A 16,151-nucleotide genomic window follows, 5' to 3' on the forward strand; every position below is an offset into this window, starting at 1 on the left:
TACCTCTTCAGCTAAGGCGCGGATCCCGCGCCTTTTTTTATTTTCATCGATTGCTTTTTAACCAGCAAGGCGAGAGAATAAGTCAATGCAATCATTGATAGCAAAGGAGGTTTAAATGGCGACTATCACCGTCAGAAATCTGGACGACGAAATCAAAGAGCTGCTGCGTATCTCAGCGGCGAAAAACGGCCATTCTATGGAAGAGGAAGCGCGCATGATCCTGAAACAGGCGCTGGTGAAAAAGCCGCCGCGCTATGGATTGGGTACCTGGATGCATCAGCACTTCGCCGAATTCGGCGGCGTTGAGCTGGAGATCCCACCGCGTGACGCCGTGCCGCCACGCATCGTCACCTTTGATGATGAAGATGACAACGCATGATCATTATCGACACCAACGTCATTTCAGAAACGCTGCGTCCCAGCCCGTACTACAACGTCATTAACTGGTTAAATGAAAAGGACAATGACGAGCTCTATCTCAGCGCCATTGTCCTCGCCGAACTGTTCAGCGGCGTCGCCTGCATGCCTGACGGCAAGCGCCAGCGGGATCTCAAGCTGAAATTGGCGGACGCCATTGAATTGAAGTTCGAGGGGCAGATATTGCCGTTTGATGGGCTGTGCGCGATGCAATACGCGGAATTGACGGCAAGGAATCGGCTGCTGGGTAAAGCGATGAGCGTGCCGGATACCCAAATCGCCGCCACCTGCCTGCATTACGGTGCCGCCCTGGCCACCCGCAATACCAAAGACTTCCTCCACTGCGGTATCGAATTAATCGATCCGTGGCAGGCGCCGACCGGCCGCCGGTTGCATGAGGATGCGGCGGAATACTACGTGATGAGCAGAAAGTCCTGACGGGGCCGCAGCGACGCGGCCCACATCAGAGGTCAGGCGTTTTCCCTGGCCGTTTGATGACCGTTGGTCGACTCTTTTTTCTCCATCGGCAACGGAATATACGCGCGGATCAACAGCCCGCCGCGCTCGCTGGTGCCGATATCCAGTTCGCCGTCATGCGCGTCGATAATACGCTGCACGATCGCCAGCCCCAGACCGGTGCCGCTGGTGCTGCGCGCGCTGTCACCGCGTACGAACGGCTGCAGCAGGTGCTTCAACTCTTCCGGCTTGATACCCGGGCCGTCATCTTCCACCTGGAACCAGCCGCGCTGCAGCTCGCGGCCGCTGCTGACCTTGATCCAGCCGTTGCCGTAACGCGCCGCGTTCACCACCATGTTCACCGCCGCCCGCTTAATCGACAGTGGGTGCACGTTCATCATCAGTTCGCCCGGTGACAACGCGGTTTCAATCACCCGCTCATAACCGCTCTCCGCCGCAACCACCTCGCCCAAAATGGCGTTCAGGTCGCTGCTTTCGGTCGGCATCTCCTGCCCGGTGCGCAGATAATCGATGAACTGCTCGATGATGGCGTTGCACTCTTCGATGTCTTTATTGATCGACTCGGCCAGATAACCGTCTTCGGCGCTCATCATCTCCGTCGCCAGCCGGATACGCGTCAACGGCGTGCGCAGATCATGGCTGACCCCGGCCATCAGCAAGGTGCGATCGTCCGCCAGCTGCTTGACGCCCGACGCCATCTGATTGAATGCGCGAGTCACCGACCGCACTTCGGAAGCCCCATACTCGCGCAGCGGCGGCGGAATAATCCCTTTGCCCACCTGCAGCGCCGCATGTTCCAGCTCCACCAGCGGGCGGTTTTGAATACGAATAAACAGCCAGGCACCGCCGATCGCGAGCAGCATGATCGCCAGCGTATAGCGGAACAGCGGAGAGAAGTCGCCCTGATGGATTTCCGTCAGCGGTACGCGCACCCAGATATCGGGCTGCAGCCAGGTTTTCAGCCACACCACCGGGGAGTTCTTGTTCACCTCCACCCGCACATCGGTCGGCCCGCCGAGCTGCTGCGCCATCTGCTGGCTGAGGAACTGGTAGTGCTGCGCCCAGCGCAGGCCGCTCTCCTCCGCCGCCGAGTTGGTGTAGAGAGAAATGCCCAACTCGCGGTAGATCTCACGACGGAACGCTGGCGGCACTTCCAACAGCGTGCCGTCCTCCAGCTGCAGCCGATCGGTCATCAGCATACGCACTTCGTAAGCCAGTACCTTGTTGAACTGCTGCAGGCTGGGCAGGATGGCGAAGTTCAGCACCACCAGATAGGTCGTCACCAGGCTGACGAACAGCAAAGTGACGATCAACAACAGGGTTCGGGCAAACGAGCTACGCGGTGAAAAGCGCAATCGCCTCATGCCTTGCTGCCGTCCGGGACGAAGACGTAGCCGAGACCCCACACGGTCTGGATATAACGCGGATGCGCCGGATCTTCTTCAACCATGCGGCGCAGACGAGAGATCTGCACGTCGATGGAGCGCTCCATGGCGCTGTATTCGCGGCCACGCGCCAGATTCATCAGCTTATCGCGCGACAGCGGTTCACGCGGGTGGCTGACCAGCGCCTTCAGTACCGCGAATTCGCCGCTGGTCAACGGCATCGGCTCGTCTTCGCGGAACATCTCGCGGGTGCCGAGGTTCAGTTTGAATTTGCCGAAAGCGATCACCGCCTCTTCCTGCGAAGGCGCGCCCGGCAGTTCGTTCGCCTGGCGGCGCAGCACCGCGCGGATACGAGCCAACAGCTCACGCGGGTTGAACGGTTTAGGAATGTAGTCGTCGGCGCCGATTTCCAGCCCCACGATGCGATCGACCTCTTCGCCTTTCGCGGTGACCATAATGATCGGCATCGGGTTGCTCTGGCTACGCAGACGGCGGCAGATGGACAGGCCGTCTTCGCCCGGCAACATCAGATCGAGCACCATCAAATGGAAGGATTCACGGGTCAGCAAGCGATCCATTTGCTCAGCGTTGGCAACGCTGCGAACCTGGAAGCCCTGTTCGGTTAAATAACGTTCTAAAAGCGCGCGCAGGCGCATGTCATCATCGACAACCAGGATCTTATGATTCTCTTGCATGGTATTACTCCCAAAGGCTTTATTGCCTGACTCGAATATTGTTAGAAAACCTTGCCATTTGAGACAGCGTTTAATGGTATGTATTCTAGACGAAATTGTTACAAAGCTTATTCTTTTCCCCATTTATCAACAATTTTCAGTGAATGTCGACGGGGGTTCGTCAAAATTTCGCCCTTTATCGGCACAATGTGGGGCAGCGGCCCAATTTTGTGCAATTTCGCCACCGGGGAAGCGCCCGGTGGCGTTCAGCTGTCGGGTCAGGAGGTCTGCAGGAAACGTGCCAGCTGCCTACGCAGCTGCCGGTTCTCTTGCTGTAGCGCATCAACCCGATCGAGCAGCGTCAGCGCCATGGCGATCCCCGGCCAGTCCAGATCCAGCTCGGCCCGCAGCCTGCGCGCGCGCTGCAGATGGCTCAGCGCCGGATAATCAAACTCCCAGCGCGGCTGCGCCGGCTCCAACGGCACGATCACGCCCAGGCCGACGATCTCGACCAGCTCATCCTCTGAAATCTCCACTCGCTGACACAGCTCCACCACGGTGAATGTGATCTCTTTCTTCATCATGTGCTTTACTCCCATTCCGCGCGCGGGTTGAACGCCGCCTGTTCAGCCAGCTCTCGCCACAGGGCGCTGGCCTTCTCGTTCGGCTTCGGCGGCATCACCACCTTGAGAATGACATACAGATCGCCGGGCTCTTTCTTGCCCGCCAGCCCTTTGCCTTTGACCCTCAGCCGTTTGCCGCTCTGGCTGCCGGCCGGCACGGTCAGCGCGATTTTTCCGGTCAGCGTCGGCACCTCGATGCTGGCACCCAGTGCCGCTTCCCACGGAGCGAGCGGCGCCACGATGCTCAGGTTGTGGCCATCTATCTCAAACAGCGGGTGCGGCGCGAGGCGGATGACCAGATACAGATCGCCGTTTTGGCCGCCGCCCACGCCGGCAACGCCCTGCCCCTTGAGGCGAATGCGCTCGCCGTCGCCCACGCCGGCCGGGATTTTCACGTTCAACGTTTTGTTGGCTTCGCTCACCTGCCGCCCCAGCTCGTCATACACCGGCAGCGTATAGGAGATCTCGCGGCTTTGGCCATGCAGCGTTTCCTCGAGGAACAGCGGCACCTCCATCTCCAGATCCTGGCCGCGGAAGCCATGCCCGCCGTGCGAGTGCGAAGCGGAACGGTGCCCGCCCGCCGCACGCCCGCCGAACATGCTCTCGAAGAAGTCGGAGAAGTCTTGCGCGTCAGCGCCGTGCCATGAAGCGCTCTGCTGATAGCCGCCGTGATCGCCGCGCGCCTGGCGGCCAAAGTTCGGATCGTTGCGGTGCAGCCGGATCTGATCGTACTCGGCGCGGCGCTCGTCGTCCTTCAGCACCTCATAGGCTTCGGCCAGCTCCTTGAACTTGCTCTCGGCGTCGTCTTCAGTGCTCACGTCAGGGTGATATTTACGCGCCAGCCGGCGGTAGGCCGTTTTGATGGTTTTCAGATCGGCGTTGGGCTCAACGCCCATCGTGGCGTAGTAATCTTTAAATTCCATGCGGTAATACCTTCAATGTGTTGGGTTGTGCGCCAAAATTCCTTGTCTCTCTCGCCAGATATCCTCCTTTCGTCACATTCCTTTTCCGCTATCGCTAAGCATACTCCCGATTGTTAAAAGCTGCGCAAACTGAATAAAAACCGTGCGACAAGGCGCAGGCCCGCGCGCCATTTCTAAAGCCCCCCGCATTCACGTACACTGTGGCGGTGGCCCCATAAAGATAAATCACGATGAGAACTCAACTGATAACCCGTGAAGGGTATGACAAGCTCAAACAAGAGCTGGATTACCTCTGGCGTGAAGAACGCCCCGAGGTGACCAAAAAAGTGACCTGGGCCGCCAGCCTGGGCGACAGAAGCGAAAACGCCGACTACCAGTACAACAAGAAGCGGCTGCGCGAAATTGACCGCCGCGTCCGCTATCTGACCAAATGCCTGGAGCAGTTGAAGATCGTCGATTACTCCCCGCAGCAGGAAGGCAAGGTGTTCTTCGGTGCCTGGGTGGAGGTGGAGAATGACGACGGCGAGACCAAACGCTTTCGCATCGTCGGTTACGACGAGATTTTCGGCCGCAAGGATTACATCTCCATCGATGCGCCGATGGCGCGCGCCCTGCTGAAAAAAGAGGTCGGGGACATCGCCACCGTCAATACGCCGCTGGGCGAGGCACAGTGGTACGTAAATGAGATAAACTACCCGAAGTAAGCTTTCAGCTTTTTCCGAACCGCCGCCAACGCCGCCGCCTGAGCTGTTCTCCACGCCGCGGCCGCGCGGCGGCGGCCCGCTCCACTGGCATTTTCCGCGATCAATACGTATAACTGTCCCCTGTTTATTCACCGTTCTCAATACAGATACCAGACCTATGAATGACCCACTGAGCCGCATTATTGCAACAGAACTGCAGGCCCGGCCGGAGCAAGTCGACTCCGCCATCCGTCTGCTGGATGAAGGTAATACCGTGCCCTTTATTGCACGCTATCGTAAGGAAGTCACCGGGGGCCTGGACGACACCCAACTGCGCCAGCTGGAAACCCGCCTGGGTTATCTGCGTGAACTGGAAGATCGTCGTCAGACCATCCTGAAGTCGATCGATGAACAGGGCAAACTGACCGAACAGCTGGCGGGGGCGATCAACGCCACGCTGAGCAAGACCGAACTCGAAGACCTCTACCTGCCGTACAAACCGAAGCGCCGCACCCGTGGCCAGATCGCCATCGAAGCCGGTCTGGAACCGCTGGCGGACACGCTGTGGCAGGATCCGCAACAGCAGCCGGAACAGCTGGCTGAACGCTACGTCGACGCCGACAAGGGCGTGGCGGACGTGAAAGCCGCCCTCGACGGCGCGCGCTATATCCTGATGGAGCGCTTCGCCGAAGACGCCGCGCTGCTGGCCAAGGTGCGCGACTACCTGTGGAAAAACGCCCATCTGGTGTCCAAAGTGGTCGAGGGCAAGGAAGACGAAGGCGCCAAGTTCCGCGACTACTTCGATCACCACGAACCGATTTCCCAGGTGCCTTCGCACCGCGCGCTGGCGATGTTCCGCGGCCGCAACGAAGGTGTGCTGCAGCTGGCGCTGAACGCCGATCCGCAATTTGAGGAAGCGCCGCGCGAAAGCCAGGCGGAGCTGATCATCATCAATCACCTCAACCTGCGCCTGAACAACGCCCCGGCCGACGCCTGGCGTAAGGCGGTGGTCAACTGGACCTGGCGCATCAAGGTGCTCCTGCACCTGGAAACCGAGCTGATGGGCACGGTGCGCGAGCGCGCGGAAGACGAAGCAATCAACGTGTTCGCCCGCAACATGCATGATCTGTTGATGGCCGCGCCGGCCGGCATGCGCGCCACCATGGGCCTCGATCCAGGCCTGCGCACCGGGGTGAAAGTCGCCGTGGTCGACGCGACCGGTAAACTGGTGGCCACCGACACCGTTTACCCGCACACCGGGCAAGCGGCCAAAGCCGCCGCCATCGTCGCGGCGCTGTGCATCAAACACAATGTAGAGCTGGTGGCCATCGGCAACGGCACCGCTTCGCGTGAGACCGAGCGTTTCTATCTCGACCTGCAAAAGCAGTTCAGCGACGTCCGGGCGCAGAAAGTGATCGTCAGCGAAGCGGGCGCATCGGTGTACTCCGCGTCAGAACTGGCGGCGCTGGAATTCCCGGATCTCGACGTGTCGCTGCGCGGCGCGGTATCCATTGCCCGTCGCCTGCAGGATCCGCTGGCGGAGCTGGTGAAGATCGATCCGAAATCCATCGGCGTCGGCCAGTATCAGCACGACGTCAGCCAGAGCCAGTTGGCGAAGAAGCTGGATTCGGTGGTGGAAGACTGCGTGAACGCCGTCGGCGTCGATCTGAACACCGCATCGGTACCATTGCTGACCCGCGTGGCCGGCCTGACGCGCATGATGGCGCAGAACATCGTCAACTGGCGCGACGAGAACGGCCGCTTCAGCAACCGTGAACAGCTGCTGAAAGTCAGCCGTCTGGGGCCGAAGGCCTTCGAACAGTGCGCCGGCTTCCTGCGCATCAACCACGGCGACAACCCGCTGGATGCCTCCACCGTTCACCCGGAAGCCTACCCGGTGGTGCAGCGCATCCTGGCCGCCACCGAGCAGGCGCTGCAGGACCTGATGGGCAACGCCTCGGCGGTGCGCAGCCTGAAAGCGGTCGATTTCACCGACGACAAGTTCGGCGTGCCGACGGTCACCGACATTCTGAAAGAGCTGGAGAAGCCGGGCCGCGACCCGCGTCCTGAGTTCAAAACCGCCACCTTTGCCGAAGGCGTGGAAACCCTCAACGATCTGCAGCCGGGGATGATCCTGGAAGGGTCGGTCACTAACGTCACCAACTTCGGCGCCTTCGTGGATATCGGCGTGCATCAGGATGGCCTGGTGCACATCTCCTCGCTGGCGGACAAGTTCGTCGAAGATCCGCACACCGTGGTGAAGGCCGGCGACATCGTCAAAGTGAAGGTGATGGAAGTCGATCTGCAGCGTAAACGCATCGCGCTGAGCATGCGCCTGGATGAGCAACCGGGCGAAGGTTCACCGCGCCGCGGCGGCAACGCGCCGGCACAGGCACGCGACAACGCCAACCGTTCGGCAGGCGGCAACAAGGCCAAACCGCGCAATGCGGCGCCGGCCGGCAACAGCGCCATGGGCGACGCGCTGGCGGCGGCATTCGGCAAGAAACGCTAAGTCAGAGCCAATAGGGCGGAGCCTGCTCCGCCCTTTCTGATGAATAAAACTTGCTGCATTTCTTGACCCGTCTCAATAAACCATCATCTTTTTATTTCCCGTTCCTGAGTGACCACCCTCCCATTATTCAGGCAACAAAAATGCCTTCTGCAGCCATTTATTAACAACTCCGTTAACACGCATTTTTCATCTCGCGAATTGTGAGAGAAACACAAATGGTTACCGCTCGCATTACGGTGGAATAATGTTATCGAATTGCCTTTCAGCGGAAATAAATAAAGGGAAAAAGCCATCGATATTTGCAAACGAGAAAACTCGGCTACAAATACGTAACTGATTTAACTCGCCATTCTCATTTGTTCCCAAGTGCAAGCAGTGATAAAACATCGTTAATCAAGACAACGCCATTAAAAACTGCCGTCACCATAATAATTGGTTACAATACCCTTACTTTTTGTATTGAACGCGATAATGATAATTACTATTATTTGCGCTCACTTTATTGCATGACCTTATGGATGAATACCGCCGACGGCGTGGCATTTTCGCCGGCAACGTCCAATTATCATCAGCCCGATGTTCATCGGCACCCGGAAGGTTAATCACATGCAGCTTCAACCTAAACGCACGTATAAGATTGTCGGCTTTTCCGGTGAAATTGCGCCGGCCTACCGCCAGAAATTGTTATCGCTCGGCATGCTGCCTGGCTCTTCATTCGACGTAGTGCGCGTCGCGCCACTGGGCGATCCGATAGAAATTAAAACTCGCCGCGTCAGCCTGGTGCTGCGCAAGAAGGATCTGGCGCTGCTGCAGCTCGACGGCCAGCCCTGACCTCCGTTTGCCGACGCGCTCTTGCGCCGGCGCTGTTCTCCTTGAAGACGACACGCTGAACTATGAAAAAACTCACCATCGGCTTAATCGGTAACCCGAACTCCGGCAAAACCACGCTGTTCAACCAGCTGACCGGCGCACGCCAACGGGTCGGCAACTGGGCGGGCGTGACGGTCGAACGCAAAGAAGGCCATTTCACCACCCCGCAGTCCGACGTGCGGCTAGTCGATTTGCCCGGCACCTACTCCCTGACCACCATTTCAGAGCAAACGTCGCTCGATGAGCAGATCGCCTGCCATTACATTTTGAGCGGCGACGCCGATCTGCTGATCAACGTGGTCGACGCCTCCAACCTGGAGCGCAACCTCTACCTGACGCTGCAATTGCTGGAGCTGGGCATCCCCTGCATCGTGGCGCTGAACATGCTCGACATCGCCAAAAGCCAGCATATCGATATCGACGTCGCCGCGCTGTCGGCGCGCCTCGGCTGCCCGGTAGTACCGATGATCTCCACCCGCGCCGACGGCATCGGCGTGCTGAAACAGATGATCGACAATCATCGCATCAACGAGCAGCAGGCGCTGGTGAACTACCCGCCGTTGCTGCTGAAAGCGGTCGCCACGCTAAGCGACGCCATGCCGCAAACGCTGCCGGCGGTGCAACGCCGCTGGCTGGCATTGCAGATGCTGGAGGGCGACATCTACAGCCACCGGCTGGCCGGTCCCGCCGTCGCGCTGCTGCCTGCGGCCATTCAGACGTTGCAACAGCAGGAGCAAGAAGACCCGGCGCTGGTGATCGCCGACGCGCGCTACCAGTCTATCGCCACCCTGAGCGACGCGGTCAGCAACTCGCAGCAGGCGATGCCCAACCGCCTGACCGATATGCTGGATAACGTGATTCTCAACCGCTGGCTGGGCGTGCCGATCTTCCTGTTGGTGATGTACCTGATGTTCCTGCTGGCGATCAATATCGGCGGCGCGCTGCAGCCGATCTTCGATATCGGCTCGGCGGCGATCTTCATTCAGGGCATTCAGTGGCTCGGCTACACCCTGCACTTCCCCGGCTGGCTGACCGTATTCCTGGCACAGGGCGTCGGCGGCGGCATCAACACCGTGCTGCCGCTGGTGCCGCAGATCGGCATGATGTACCTGTTCCTGTCGTTCCTGGAAGACTCCGGCTACATGGCGCGTGCGGCGTTCGTGATGGATCGCCTGATGCAGGCGCTCGGGCTGCCGGGTAAATCCTTCGTGCCGCTGATCGTCGGCTTCGGTTGCAACGTGCCGTCCATCATGGGCGCCCGTACGCTGGACGCCCAGCGCGAACGTCTGATCACCATCATGATGGCGCCGTTCATGTCGTGCGGCGCCCGTCTGGCGATCTTCGCGGTGTTCGCCGCCGCCTTCTTCGGCCAGGACGGCGCTGGGGTGGTGTTCTCGCTATACATGCTCGGCATCGCGGTGGCGATCCTGACCGGCCTGGTACTCAAATATACCCTCATGCGCGGCGAAGCCTCACCGTTCGTCATGGAGCTGCCGGTTTACCACGTGCCGCACCTGAAAAGCCTGCTGCTGCAAACCTGGCAGCGGTTGAAAGGCTTCGTGTTGCGCGCCGGTAAGGTGATCGTGGTAGCCAGCATATTCATCGGCGGCCTGAACAGCTTCTCGTTCAGCGGCAAAACGGTCGACAACATCAACGACTCCGCGCTGGCTTCGGTCTCCAAGGTGCTGACGCCGCTGCTGCAGCCGATGGGCGTCCACAGCGATAACTGGCAGGCCACCGTCGGTCTGGTGACCGGCGCGATGGCGAAAGAAGTGGTGGTCGGCACGCTGAATACACTGTATACCGCCGAGCACATCAACAAAGAGGCGTTCGACGCCGCCAACTTCAACCTGCTCGATGAGCTGGGTGGCGCGCTGCAGGAAACCTGGGACGGCCTGAAAAATACCTTCAGCCTGAGCGTGCTCTCCAACCCGATCGAAGCCAGCAAGGGCGACGGCGAGATGGGCGTCGGTTCGATGGGCGTGATGAGCAGCAAATTCGGCTCCGGCATTTCCGCCTACAGCTACCTGATCTTCGTGCTGCTGTATGTGCCTTGCGTCTCGGTGATGGGCGCCATCGCACGTGAATCAAGCCGCGGCTGGATGACCTTCTCTATCCTGTGGGGGCTGAACGTGGCCTACTCGCTGGCGACGCTGTTCTATCAGGCGGCCACCTTCAACCAACACCCGCAGTACAGCCTGACGGCGATCCTGGCGGTGGTGCTGGTGAACCTGCTGGTGCTGTTCGGCCTGCGCCGGGCGCGCAGCCGCGTCACGGTGCGCCTGGGCAACGCCACACCGGCGGCCTGTTGCCAGAGCGCCAAAGGGAGCTGTCACTGATGGCCGGGCTGCTGCAGGTGCGCGATGCGCTGGCGCTGCGCGGCAGCGCCCAGGCGCAGCAGCTCAGCCAATCGCTGGCGACGCCGCTGCCGCTGGTGCAGGCGATGCTGGATCGTTTGACGGCAATGGGGAAAGTGGAACGTATCGAACAGGATGGCGGCGCCTGTCTGAGCGGCAGTTGCAAAAGCTGCCCGCAGGGCCAGGGATGCAGCACGGTGTTCTACCGGCTGAAGGCCTGACGATCAGGGGCGCCGCAGCGGCGCCCCTTGCCGTTCAAGGCTTATTGCTTGTCTTTGTAAACTTCGGCGATGGCGCTGAATTTACCGTGTTCGCGGCCCGCCAGGATCACGTAGTATTGACCGCCCTTTTCGTCTGCCAGTTTGGACAGCTCTTCCTTGGCATCCATCGGTGACGTGGTTTCCGCCGTCGTGGTGACGGTGCCGATCTTCTCGTATTTACCCGGATTCTTATCCAGATCTTCCTTGGTCAGCAGGGTTGCCGCCATGGAGCCGAAAGACACCGAACCCAGCACTGCCGCTGCAATAATCATCTTCAATGATTTCATGACACTAACCTCTCAATGGATAATTTATCTGTTATGAAAGCCGTCAAGGATCCATGCGTAGTACCGCAGGCTGCCGCGACATCCTCAGGCCTCGTTGCTTTCCCTGACGGGGCCTGTTTCCCAGAGACGAAACGCCAAAATGAAAAGCGCCGCACGCGGTCTTTTCATTTTGCAGCCAACGCATTGACTCACTAAGTATTGAACAGCTTTGTCTTTTATCCACCCGGCGGCGTTTTTTTTCGCGCTCTATCGTGCGTTTTCCCGCCGCATTCAATGTGCTGCAATAAACGCTTCGATCATCGTCACAAATTCATCGGGATGAGAGATAAATGGCGCATGGGCGGCTTTGGCCACGATCTGCGACGTAGAGTTCGGCCAGTCGGCGTCGAGCAGCTCGGCGACCTTGCGCGGCACCAGCCCGTCCAGATAGCCGTAGATCCGCAGCAGCGGCAGCGTCAACTCCGCCAGCGGTGCACGCAGATCGGCTGTGCGCAAGATCTCCAGCCCACCGTTCAGCACCTCGACGCTCGGCGTCGGTTGGTTGAGCACCACCGCTTTCAGTTGGCGCGCATCCTGACGCGCGCTCTCGGTGCCCAGCGTCTGCAGCGCCAGAAAACGCTCGACGGTGCGCTGGAAATCCAGGCTCAGCTGATGCTGGAAACCGCTCAGCACGTCCGGGCGGATCCCCGGCCACTCATCGCGGGCGGCAAAGCACGGCGAGGAGGCTACGGTGATAAGCCCCTTGACTCGCTCGGGCTGCATCAGCGCCGCCTGGCTGGCCACCAGCCCACCGAGCGACCAGCCAAGCCACCAGGACTGCGGCGGGGCAGCCGCCAGCACGATTTCCGTCATCTGCTCCAGCGACAGGGCACCGAACCCCTGACTACGGCCGTACCCCGGCAGATCGACCAGGTGCAGGCGAAAATGCGGCGTCAGTCGCGCCTGAATGCAACTCCACACTTCGGCGTTCAATCCCCAGCCGTGCAGCAGCACAAGATCGCGTTCGCCTTCGCCTATTGTTTGCCAGTACAGCGCTGTCATTGGTTATTGTCCTTTCATACTTATCCGTCACGGAGACGCTATGCTATCAATCCGCAGCCGTTGTTGGCTATGCCGACAACCGTTGAGCCTGATCCGTCATGGCATCTGCAGCTGTTGCCTGCGTCATCTGCCGGCCCACCCGCCGTGTTGCCCGCGCTGCGGATTGCCCGCCGGGAAGACGCGAACACCCTGCGGCCGCTGCCTGCAACGGCCACCGCCCTGGCAACGGCTGGTGTTCGTCGGCGACTACGTTGCGCCCCTCAGCCAACTGGTAAAAAAGTTCAAGTTCCACCGCGCGCCCGAGCTGGCGCCGACGCTAGCGCGCCTGATGTTGTTGCGGTGGCAGCAGGCGCGCAGAGAGCAGTATCTGAACAGACCCGACCTGATTTTAGCGGTACCCTTGTATGCAACACGCTGCTGGCACCGTGGTTATAACCAGAGCGATCTGTTGGCCCGGCCGCTGGCGCGCTGGCTGGGCTGCACCTATCAGCCCGCCGCCTTGCGCCGGGTGCGCAAAACCGCCCCGCAACAGCGGCTGAGCGCCGGGGTACGCAGGCGCAATCTGCAACGCGCGTTCGTTTGCGTGGTATCGGTCGCCGGCCGGCATATCGCCCTGGTGGATGACGTGGTGACCACCGGCAGCACCGTCGCGCAGATAGCGGCGCTGCTGCAGCGGCAAGGCGCCGCCTCGGTGCAGATATGGTGCATTTGCCGCACGTTGTAGTGCCACGGCAATGGGCGTATTATAACCGACTATAGAAGTCAACTATTGAGCTAATGCTATGATCCGTATAACAGATACTGCACAGGAACACTTTGCCAAACTGCTGGCAAATCAAGAAGAAGGCACCCAAATCCGCGTATTCGTGATCAACCCGGGCACGCCGACGGCCGAATGCGGTGTCTCTTATTGCCCGCCGGACGCGGTAGAAGCGACGGATACCGAACTGAAGTTCGACAAACTGTCCGCCTATGTCGATGAGCTGAGCGCGCCGTATCTGGAAGACGCCGAAATCGACTTCGTGACCGACCAACTGGGTTCTCAGCTGACGCTGAAAGCGCCAAACGCCAAAATGCGCAAGGTCGATGACGACGCGCCGCTGATGGAGCGCGTGGAATACGTGCTGCAGTCGCAGATCAACCCACAGCTGGCGGGCCACGGCGGCCGCGTAACGCTGATGGAGATCACCGACGACAACATGGCAATCCTGCAGTTCGGCGGCGGTTGCAACGGTTGTTCGATGGTCGACGTCACGCTGAAAGAAGGCATCGAGAAAGAGCTGCTGCAGAAATTCCCGGAGCTGAAAGGCGTGCGTGACCTGACCGAGCACCAGCGCGGCGAGCACTCCTACTATTGATATCCTTCTTACTTGAAGTTGCAGCGTTGTTGGCCGCATGCGCGCACCCCAGGAGCTTACTTAAGTAAGCTCCTGGGGATTTACGCACTTGCCGCCTAGCTGCAACTCCAATTAATTCGGGTATCCGTCATTTGGATGGGACTAAAGTTCTCGTCCTTTGACCTAATACAACGACACCTCATCGTCACCCCACCGACACCTTGCGGCGCCGCTTGTCCAAATCCTTCAGTAAGCGGTTTATGTGCGGGTCGGCAAACATCTCCTCCAGCGTCTGGGTCAGCTTGCGCCGCCAGTTAGGGTACTGATCGCTGGTACCGGGAATATTGACCGGATCGGCCATATCCAGCCAGTCTTCCGGCTGCAGGCCGAGCAAGGCGCTGGCGCTGTCGGCGACATAGCGCTGTAGGCCGCGGTTGAGCAGCGGGCTCATGCCGAGCAGCGCTGCCTTCTTGCCCACCTTCTGCGGCACGCAGCCATAACGATGCAATCCATCCAGCAGCCCCTGCTTGGCGCGTTCCCGATCGGCGAACAGCGCCCGCAGGATCTCCGCGTCCGGGTAAAGACCCAGCCGGTTGCCGAGCGTTAGATCGTCGCTTTGCCAGTAGCCGCGCAGCGTCGGCAGATCATGGGTGGTGATGGTCGCCATCGCCTGCACCGGATAGGCCTGCGGCGCGCGGAAATGGTATTCACCGTCGCTTTCGAAATAGAGCACTTTGTAGGAATAGACGCCGCTGTCGCGCAGCTTGCCGACGATTTCCACCGGCACCGTGCCGAGATCTTCGCCGATCACCATGCAACGGTGGCGCTGGCTTTCCAGCGCCAACACCGCCAGCAGATCGTCCACCGGGTATTTGACGTAGGCGCCGCGATCGGCGGTTTCGCCATACGGGATCCACCACAGCCGCAGCAGCGCCATGACGTGATCGATGCGCAGCGCGCCGCAGTTGGTCATGTTGGCGCGCAAAAGATCGATAAACGGCTGGTACCCGCGTGCCGCCATCACGTGCGGATCCATCGGCGGCAGGCCCCAGTTTTGCCCCAGCGGCCCCAGAATATCCGGCGGTGCCCCGACCGACGCTTTCAGGCAGTACAGTTCGCGGTCACACCAGGTTTCCGCCCCGCCTTCCGCCACCCCGACCGCCAGATCGCGATACAGGCCAATCGGCATCTGCTGCTGCCGGCTCTGGTCAAAACACTGCGCGAACTGCGTGGCCGCCAGCCACTGCAGCCACAGGTAAAAGCGGACCGCATCCTGATGTTCGGTGCAGAACAGCCGTACCGCTTCGCTCTGCCCCTGCCGATAGCGCTCTGGCCAGGCCGGCCAGCCCCACTGGCTGGCATCTTTGGCCGCCAGATGGGCATGCAGCGCGTCGAACGCCGCCTGCTGATACAGGCTGTCGCCGCCCTCGCTGACGAACTGTTCGAACGCCTGACGCTGCCCGTCGTTTGGCTTGCGCGCCTGAAACAGCGGAAACGCCAGCTTCAGCGCCGCCAGCTTCAGCTGCATCACGGCGGTGTAATCCACCCACTCCGCGGCGCGCGCCTTGGCCAGCTGCTTCTGCGTCGCCGGCTTCTGCCACCAGCGCTGCGCCGCATCGCTGCGCTGGAAATCCTCCACCGCGTTGACGTCGATATACGCCAGATTCAGCCAGCGGCGCGACGAGGGGCTGTAAGGGCTGGCGCTCTCCGGATTAGCCGGATACAGCGCATGGATCGGGTTAAGGCCAACGAAGGCGCCGCCGCGCTCCCCCACCTGCTCCACCATCAGACGCAGATCGCCGAAATCGCCGATGCCCCAGTTGCGATCGGAGCGCAGCGTATACAGCTGAACGCAAGCGCCCCACAGCTTCTTACCGGTCAGCAAGGCGTCCGGCTCGAAGCAGCGTCTCGGCGCGACGATCACGCGGCATGGCCACTGCTGCTCGCCCTGGCTCAGCGTCAATTGGTGGTAACCCACCGGCAGATCGCCGGACAGCGTCAAGGTCTTGCGCGCGCCGATGCGCCCCTGCAGGCATTCGCCGTCTTCACGTTGCAGCGCCCACAGGTACTCGCCTTCGCCCGCCGGGGTCAGCGCCAGCGGCGCGCCCTGATAGAACACCTTGACCGCCGGTAACGGCGGCGCCGCTCCTTCCTGCTCGGCATCGGTTCGGTTCATGGCCGCCAGCAGCTTGCGCTTGGTCTGCGGTTCAATCGCCTGCCGCTTGCCGTGGGCATTGATGAAATCGGCGGCGATCCCCGCCTGCGCTGCCGCCTGATCGATACGCTTGCGATCCATTCGCTCTCC

At 60.5% G+C, this 16,151-nt stretch carries 16 protein-coding genes; 9 read left to right on the forward strand and 7 right to left on the reverse strand.

The genetic code is table 11. From position 1 onward, the window contains the following. Positions 1-115: 115 nt before the first annotated feature. Together N6G83_RS36735 and N6G83_RS36740 are read left to right on the forward strand one after the other, a co-directional pair. Positions 116-379, forward strand: a complete 264-nt coding sequence (locus N6G83_RS36735) for a FitA-like ribbon-helix-helix domain-containing protein (protein WP_004930730.1) — start codon at positions 116-118, stop codon at positions 377-379. Next, positions 376-855, forward strand: a complete 480-nt coding sequence (locus tag N6G83_RS36740) for a type II toxin-antitoxin system VapC family toxin (RefSeq protein ID WP_016930378.1) — start codon at positions 376-378, stop codon at positions 853-855. The genes N6G83_RS36735 and N6G83_RS36740 overlap by 4 nt, the downstream gene beginning before the upstream one ends. A 32-nt stretch (positions 856-887) precedes the next feature. On the opposite strand, the gene envZ is transcribed toward N6G83_RS36740, so the two are convergent. From envZ to cbpA, 4 genes are all read right to left on the reverse strand, one after another. Beyond that, entirely contained in the window at positions 888-2,258 is a 1,371-nt protein-coding gene (gene envZ, locus N6G83_RS36745; RefSeq protein WP_015379311.1) for a two-component system sensor histidine kinase EnvZ, read from the reverse strand. Continuing rightward, positions 2,255-2,974 carry a two-component system response regulator OmpR gene (gene ompR, locus N6G83_RS36750; protein ID WP_004709363.1) on the reverse strand — a complete coding sequence of 240 codons (720 nt, stop codon included), beginning with the start codon at positions 2,972-2,974 and terminating at the stop codon, positions 2,255-2,257. The genes envZ and ompR overlap by 4 nt, the downstream gene beginning before the upstream one ends. Positions 2,975-3,231: 257 nt before the next feature. Then, the gene (locus tag N6G83_RS36755; protein ID WP_004930739.1) at positions 3,232-3,537 is read right to left on the reverse strand and encodes a chaperone modulator CbpM; all 306 of its coding nucleotides are present in this window, start codon (positions 3,535-3,537) and stop codon (positions 3,232-3,234) included. Between the two features lie 5 nt (positions 3,538-3,542). Continuing rightward, positions 3,543-4,499 carry a curved DNA-binding protein gene (gene cbpA / locus N6G83_RS36760; RefSeq protein WP_043138927.1) on the reverse strand — a complete coding sequence of 319 codons (957 nt, stop codon included), beginning with the start codon at positions 4,497-4,499 and terminating at the stop codon, positions 3,543-3,545. A gap of 230 nt (positions 4,500-4,729) precedes the next feature. Between cbpA and greB the strand changes: the two genes are divergently transcribed. From greB to N6G83_RS36785, 5 genes are all read left to right on the forward strand, one after another. Beyond that, on the forward strand, positions 4,730-5,203 hold the full coding sequence (greB, locus tag N6G83_RS36765) for a transcription elongation factor GreB (RefSeq protein ID WP_025304551.1): 474 nt from the start codon (positions 4,730-4,732) through the stop codon (positions 5,201-5,203). Positions 5,204-5,360: 157 nt separating this feature from the next. Beyond that, a complete protein-coding gene (locus N6G83_RS36770; protein WP_043138931.1) occupies positions 5,361-7,694 on the forward strand; it encodes a Tex family protein in 2,334 nt (777 codons plus the stop codon). Between the two features lie 606 nt (positions 7,695-8,300). Then, positions 8,301-8,525, forward strand: a complete 225-nt coding sequence (gene feoA / locus N6G83_RS36775) for a ferrous iron transporter A (protein WP_043139125.1) — start codon at positions 8,301-8,303, stop codon at positions 8,523-8,525. 62 nt (positions 8,526-8,587) lie between these two features. Beyond that, on the forward strand, positions 8,588-10,903 hold the full coding sequence (gene feoB, locus N6G83_RS36780) for a Fe(2+) transporter permease subunit FeoB (protein ID WP_260516209.1): 2,316 nt from the start codon (positions 8,588-8,590) through the stop codon (positions 10,901-10,903). Further along, positions 10,903-11,142 (forward strand): FeoC-like transcriptional regulator, encoded by a 240-nt coding sequence (locus N6G83_RS36785; RefSeq protein WP_033639206.1) that lies wholly within the window; start codon positions 10,903-10,905, stop codon positions 11,140-11,142. The genes feoB and N6G83_RS36785 overlap by 1 nt, the downstream gene beginning before the upstream one ends. A 41-nt stretch (positions 11,143-11,183) precedes the next feature. On the opposite strand, the gene N6G83_RS36790 is transcribed toward N6G83_RS36785, so the two are convergent. Beyond that, positions 11,184-11,468: a YdgH/BhsA/McbA-like domain containing protein gene (locus tag N6G83_RS36790; RefSeq protein WP_004930765.1), complete on the reverse strand. Its 285-nt coding sequence runs from the start codon at positions 11,466-11,468 to the stop codon at positions 11,184-11,186. A 270-nt stretch (positions 11,469-11,738) separates the two neighbouring features. Further along, positions 11,739-12,509: a pimeloyl-ACP methyl ester esterase BioH gene (bioH, locus tag N6G83_RS36795; RefSeq protein WP_025304556.1), complete on the reverse strand. Its 771-nt coding sequence runs from the start codon at positions 12,507-12,509 to the stop codon at positions 11,739-11,741. Between the two features lie 40 nt (positions 12,510-12,549). Here bioH and gntX point away from each other — a divergent pair, with 40 nt between their 5' ends. Together gntX and nfuA are read left to right on the forward strand one after the other, a co-directional pair. Then, positions 12,550-13,233 carry a DNA utilization protein GntX gene (gene gntX / locus N6G83_RS36800; RefSeq protein WP_260516210.1) on the forward strand — a complete coding sequence of 228 codons (684 nt, stop codon included), beginning with the start codon at positions 12,550-12,552 and terminating at the stop codon, positions 13,231-13,233. A gap of 58 nt (positions 13,234-13,291) precedes the next feature. Continuing rightward, positions 13,292-13,867 carry a Fe-S biogenesis protein NfuA gene (gene nfuA / locus N6G83_RS36805; protein ID WP_025304558.1) on the forward strand — a complete coding sequence of 192 codons (576 nt, stop codon included), beginning with the start codon at positions 13,292-13,294 and terminating at the stop codon, positions 13,865-13,867. Positions 13,868-14,051: 184 nt separating this feature from the next. On the opposite strand, the gene malQ is transcribed toward nfuA, so the two are convergent. Beyond that, positions 14,052-16,142 (reverse strand): 4-alpha-glucanotransferase, encoded by a 2,091-nt coding sequence (gene malQ / locus N6G83_RS36810; RefSeq protein WP_260516211.1) that lies wholly within the window; start codon positions 16,140-16,142, stop codon positions 14,052-14,054. Positions 16,143-16,151 lie beyond the last annotated feature (9 nt).

It is taken from the genome of Serratia sp. PL7 (assembly GCF_945957435.1).

Excerpts from the sequence above, each read along its gene's own strand:
- bioH (WP_025304556.1), bottom strand. The coding sequence starts at position 12,509 with ATGACAGCGCTGTACTGGCAAACAATAGGCGAAGGCGAACGCGATCTT.
- feoB (WP_260516209.1), top strand. The coding sequence starts at position 8,588 with ATGAAAAAACTCACCATCGGCTTAATCGGTAACCCGAACTCCGGCAAA.
- nfuA (WP_025304558.1), top strand. The coding sequence starts at position 13,292 with ATGATCCGTATAACAGATACTGCACAGGAACACTTTGCCAAACTGCTG.
- malQ (WP_260516211.1), bottom strand. The coding sequence starts at position 16,142 with ATGGATCGCAAGCGTATCGATCAGGCGGCAGCGCAGGCGGGGATCGCC.
- N6G83_RS36740 (WP_016930378.1), top strand. The coding sequence starts at position 376 with ATGATCATTATCGACACCAACGTCATTTCAGAAACGCTGCGTCCCAGC.
- N6G83_RS36770 (WP_043138931.1), top strand. The coding sequence starts at position 5,361 with ATGAATGACCCACTGAGCCGCATTATTGCAACAGAACTGCAGGCCCGG.
- greB (WP_025304551.1), top strand. The coding sequence starts at position 4,730 with ATGAGAACTCAACTGATAACCCGTGAAGGGTATGACAAGCTCAAACAA.
- N6G83_RS36785 (WP_033639206.1), top strand. The coding sequence starts at position 10,903 with ATGGCCGGGCTGCTGCAGGTGCGCGATGCGCTGGCGCTGCGCGGCAGC.
- N6G83_RS36790 (WP_004930765.1), bottom strand. The coding sequence starts at position 11,468 with ATGAAATCATTGAAGATGATTATTGCAGCGGCAGTGCTGGGTTCGGTG.
- N6G83_RS36735 (WP_004930730.1), top strand. The coding sequence starts at position 116 with ATGGCGACTATCACCGTCAGAAATCTGGACGACGAAATCAAAGAGCTG.
- ompR (WP_004709363.1), bottom strand. The coding sequence starts at position 2,974 with ATGCAAGAGAATCATAAGATCCTGGTTGTCGATGATGACATGCGCCTG.
- gntX (WP_260516210.1), top strand. The coding sequence starts at position 12,550 with ATGCTATCAATCCGCAGCCGTTGTTGGCTATGCCGACAACCGTTGAGC.
- envZ (WP_015379311.1), bottom strand. The coding sequence starts at position 2,258 with ATGAGGCGATTGCGCTTTTCACCGCGTAGCTCGTTTGCCCGAACCCTG.
- N6G83_RS36755 (WP_004930739.1), bottom strand. The coding sequence starts at position 3,537 with ATGATGAAGAAAGAGATCACATTCACCGTGGTGGAGCTGTGTCAGCGA.
- feoA (WP_043139125.1), top strand. The coding sequence starts at position 8,301 with ATGCAGCTTCAACCTAAACGCACGTATAAGATTGTCGGCTTTTCCGGT.
- cbpA (WP_043138927.1), bottom strand. The coding sequence starts at position 4,499 with ATGGAATTTAAAGATTACTACGCCACGATGGGCGTTGAGCCCAACGCC.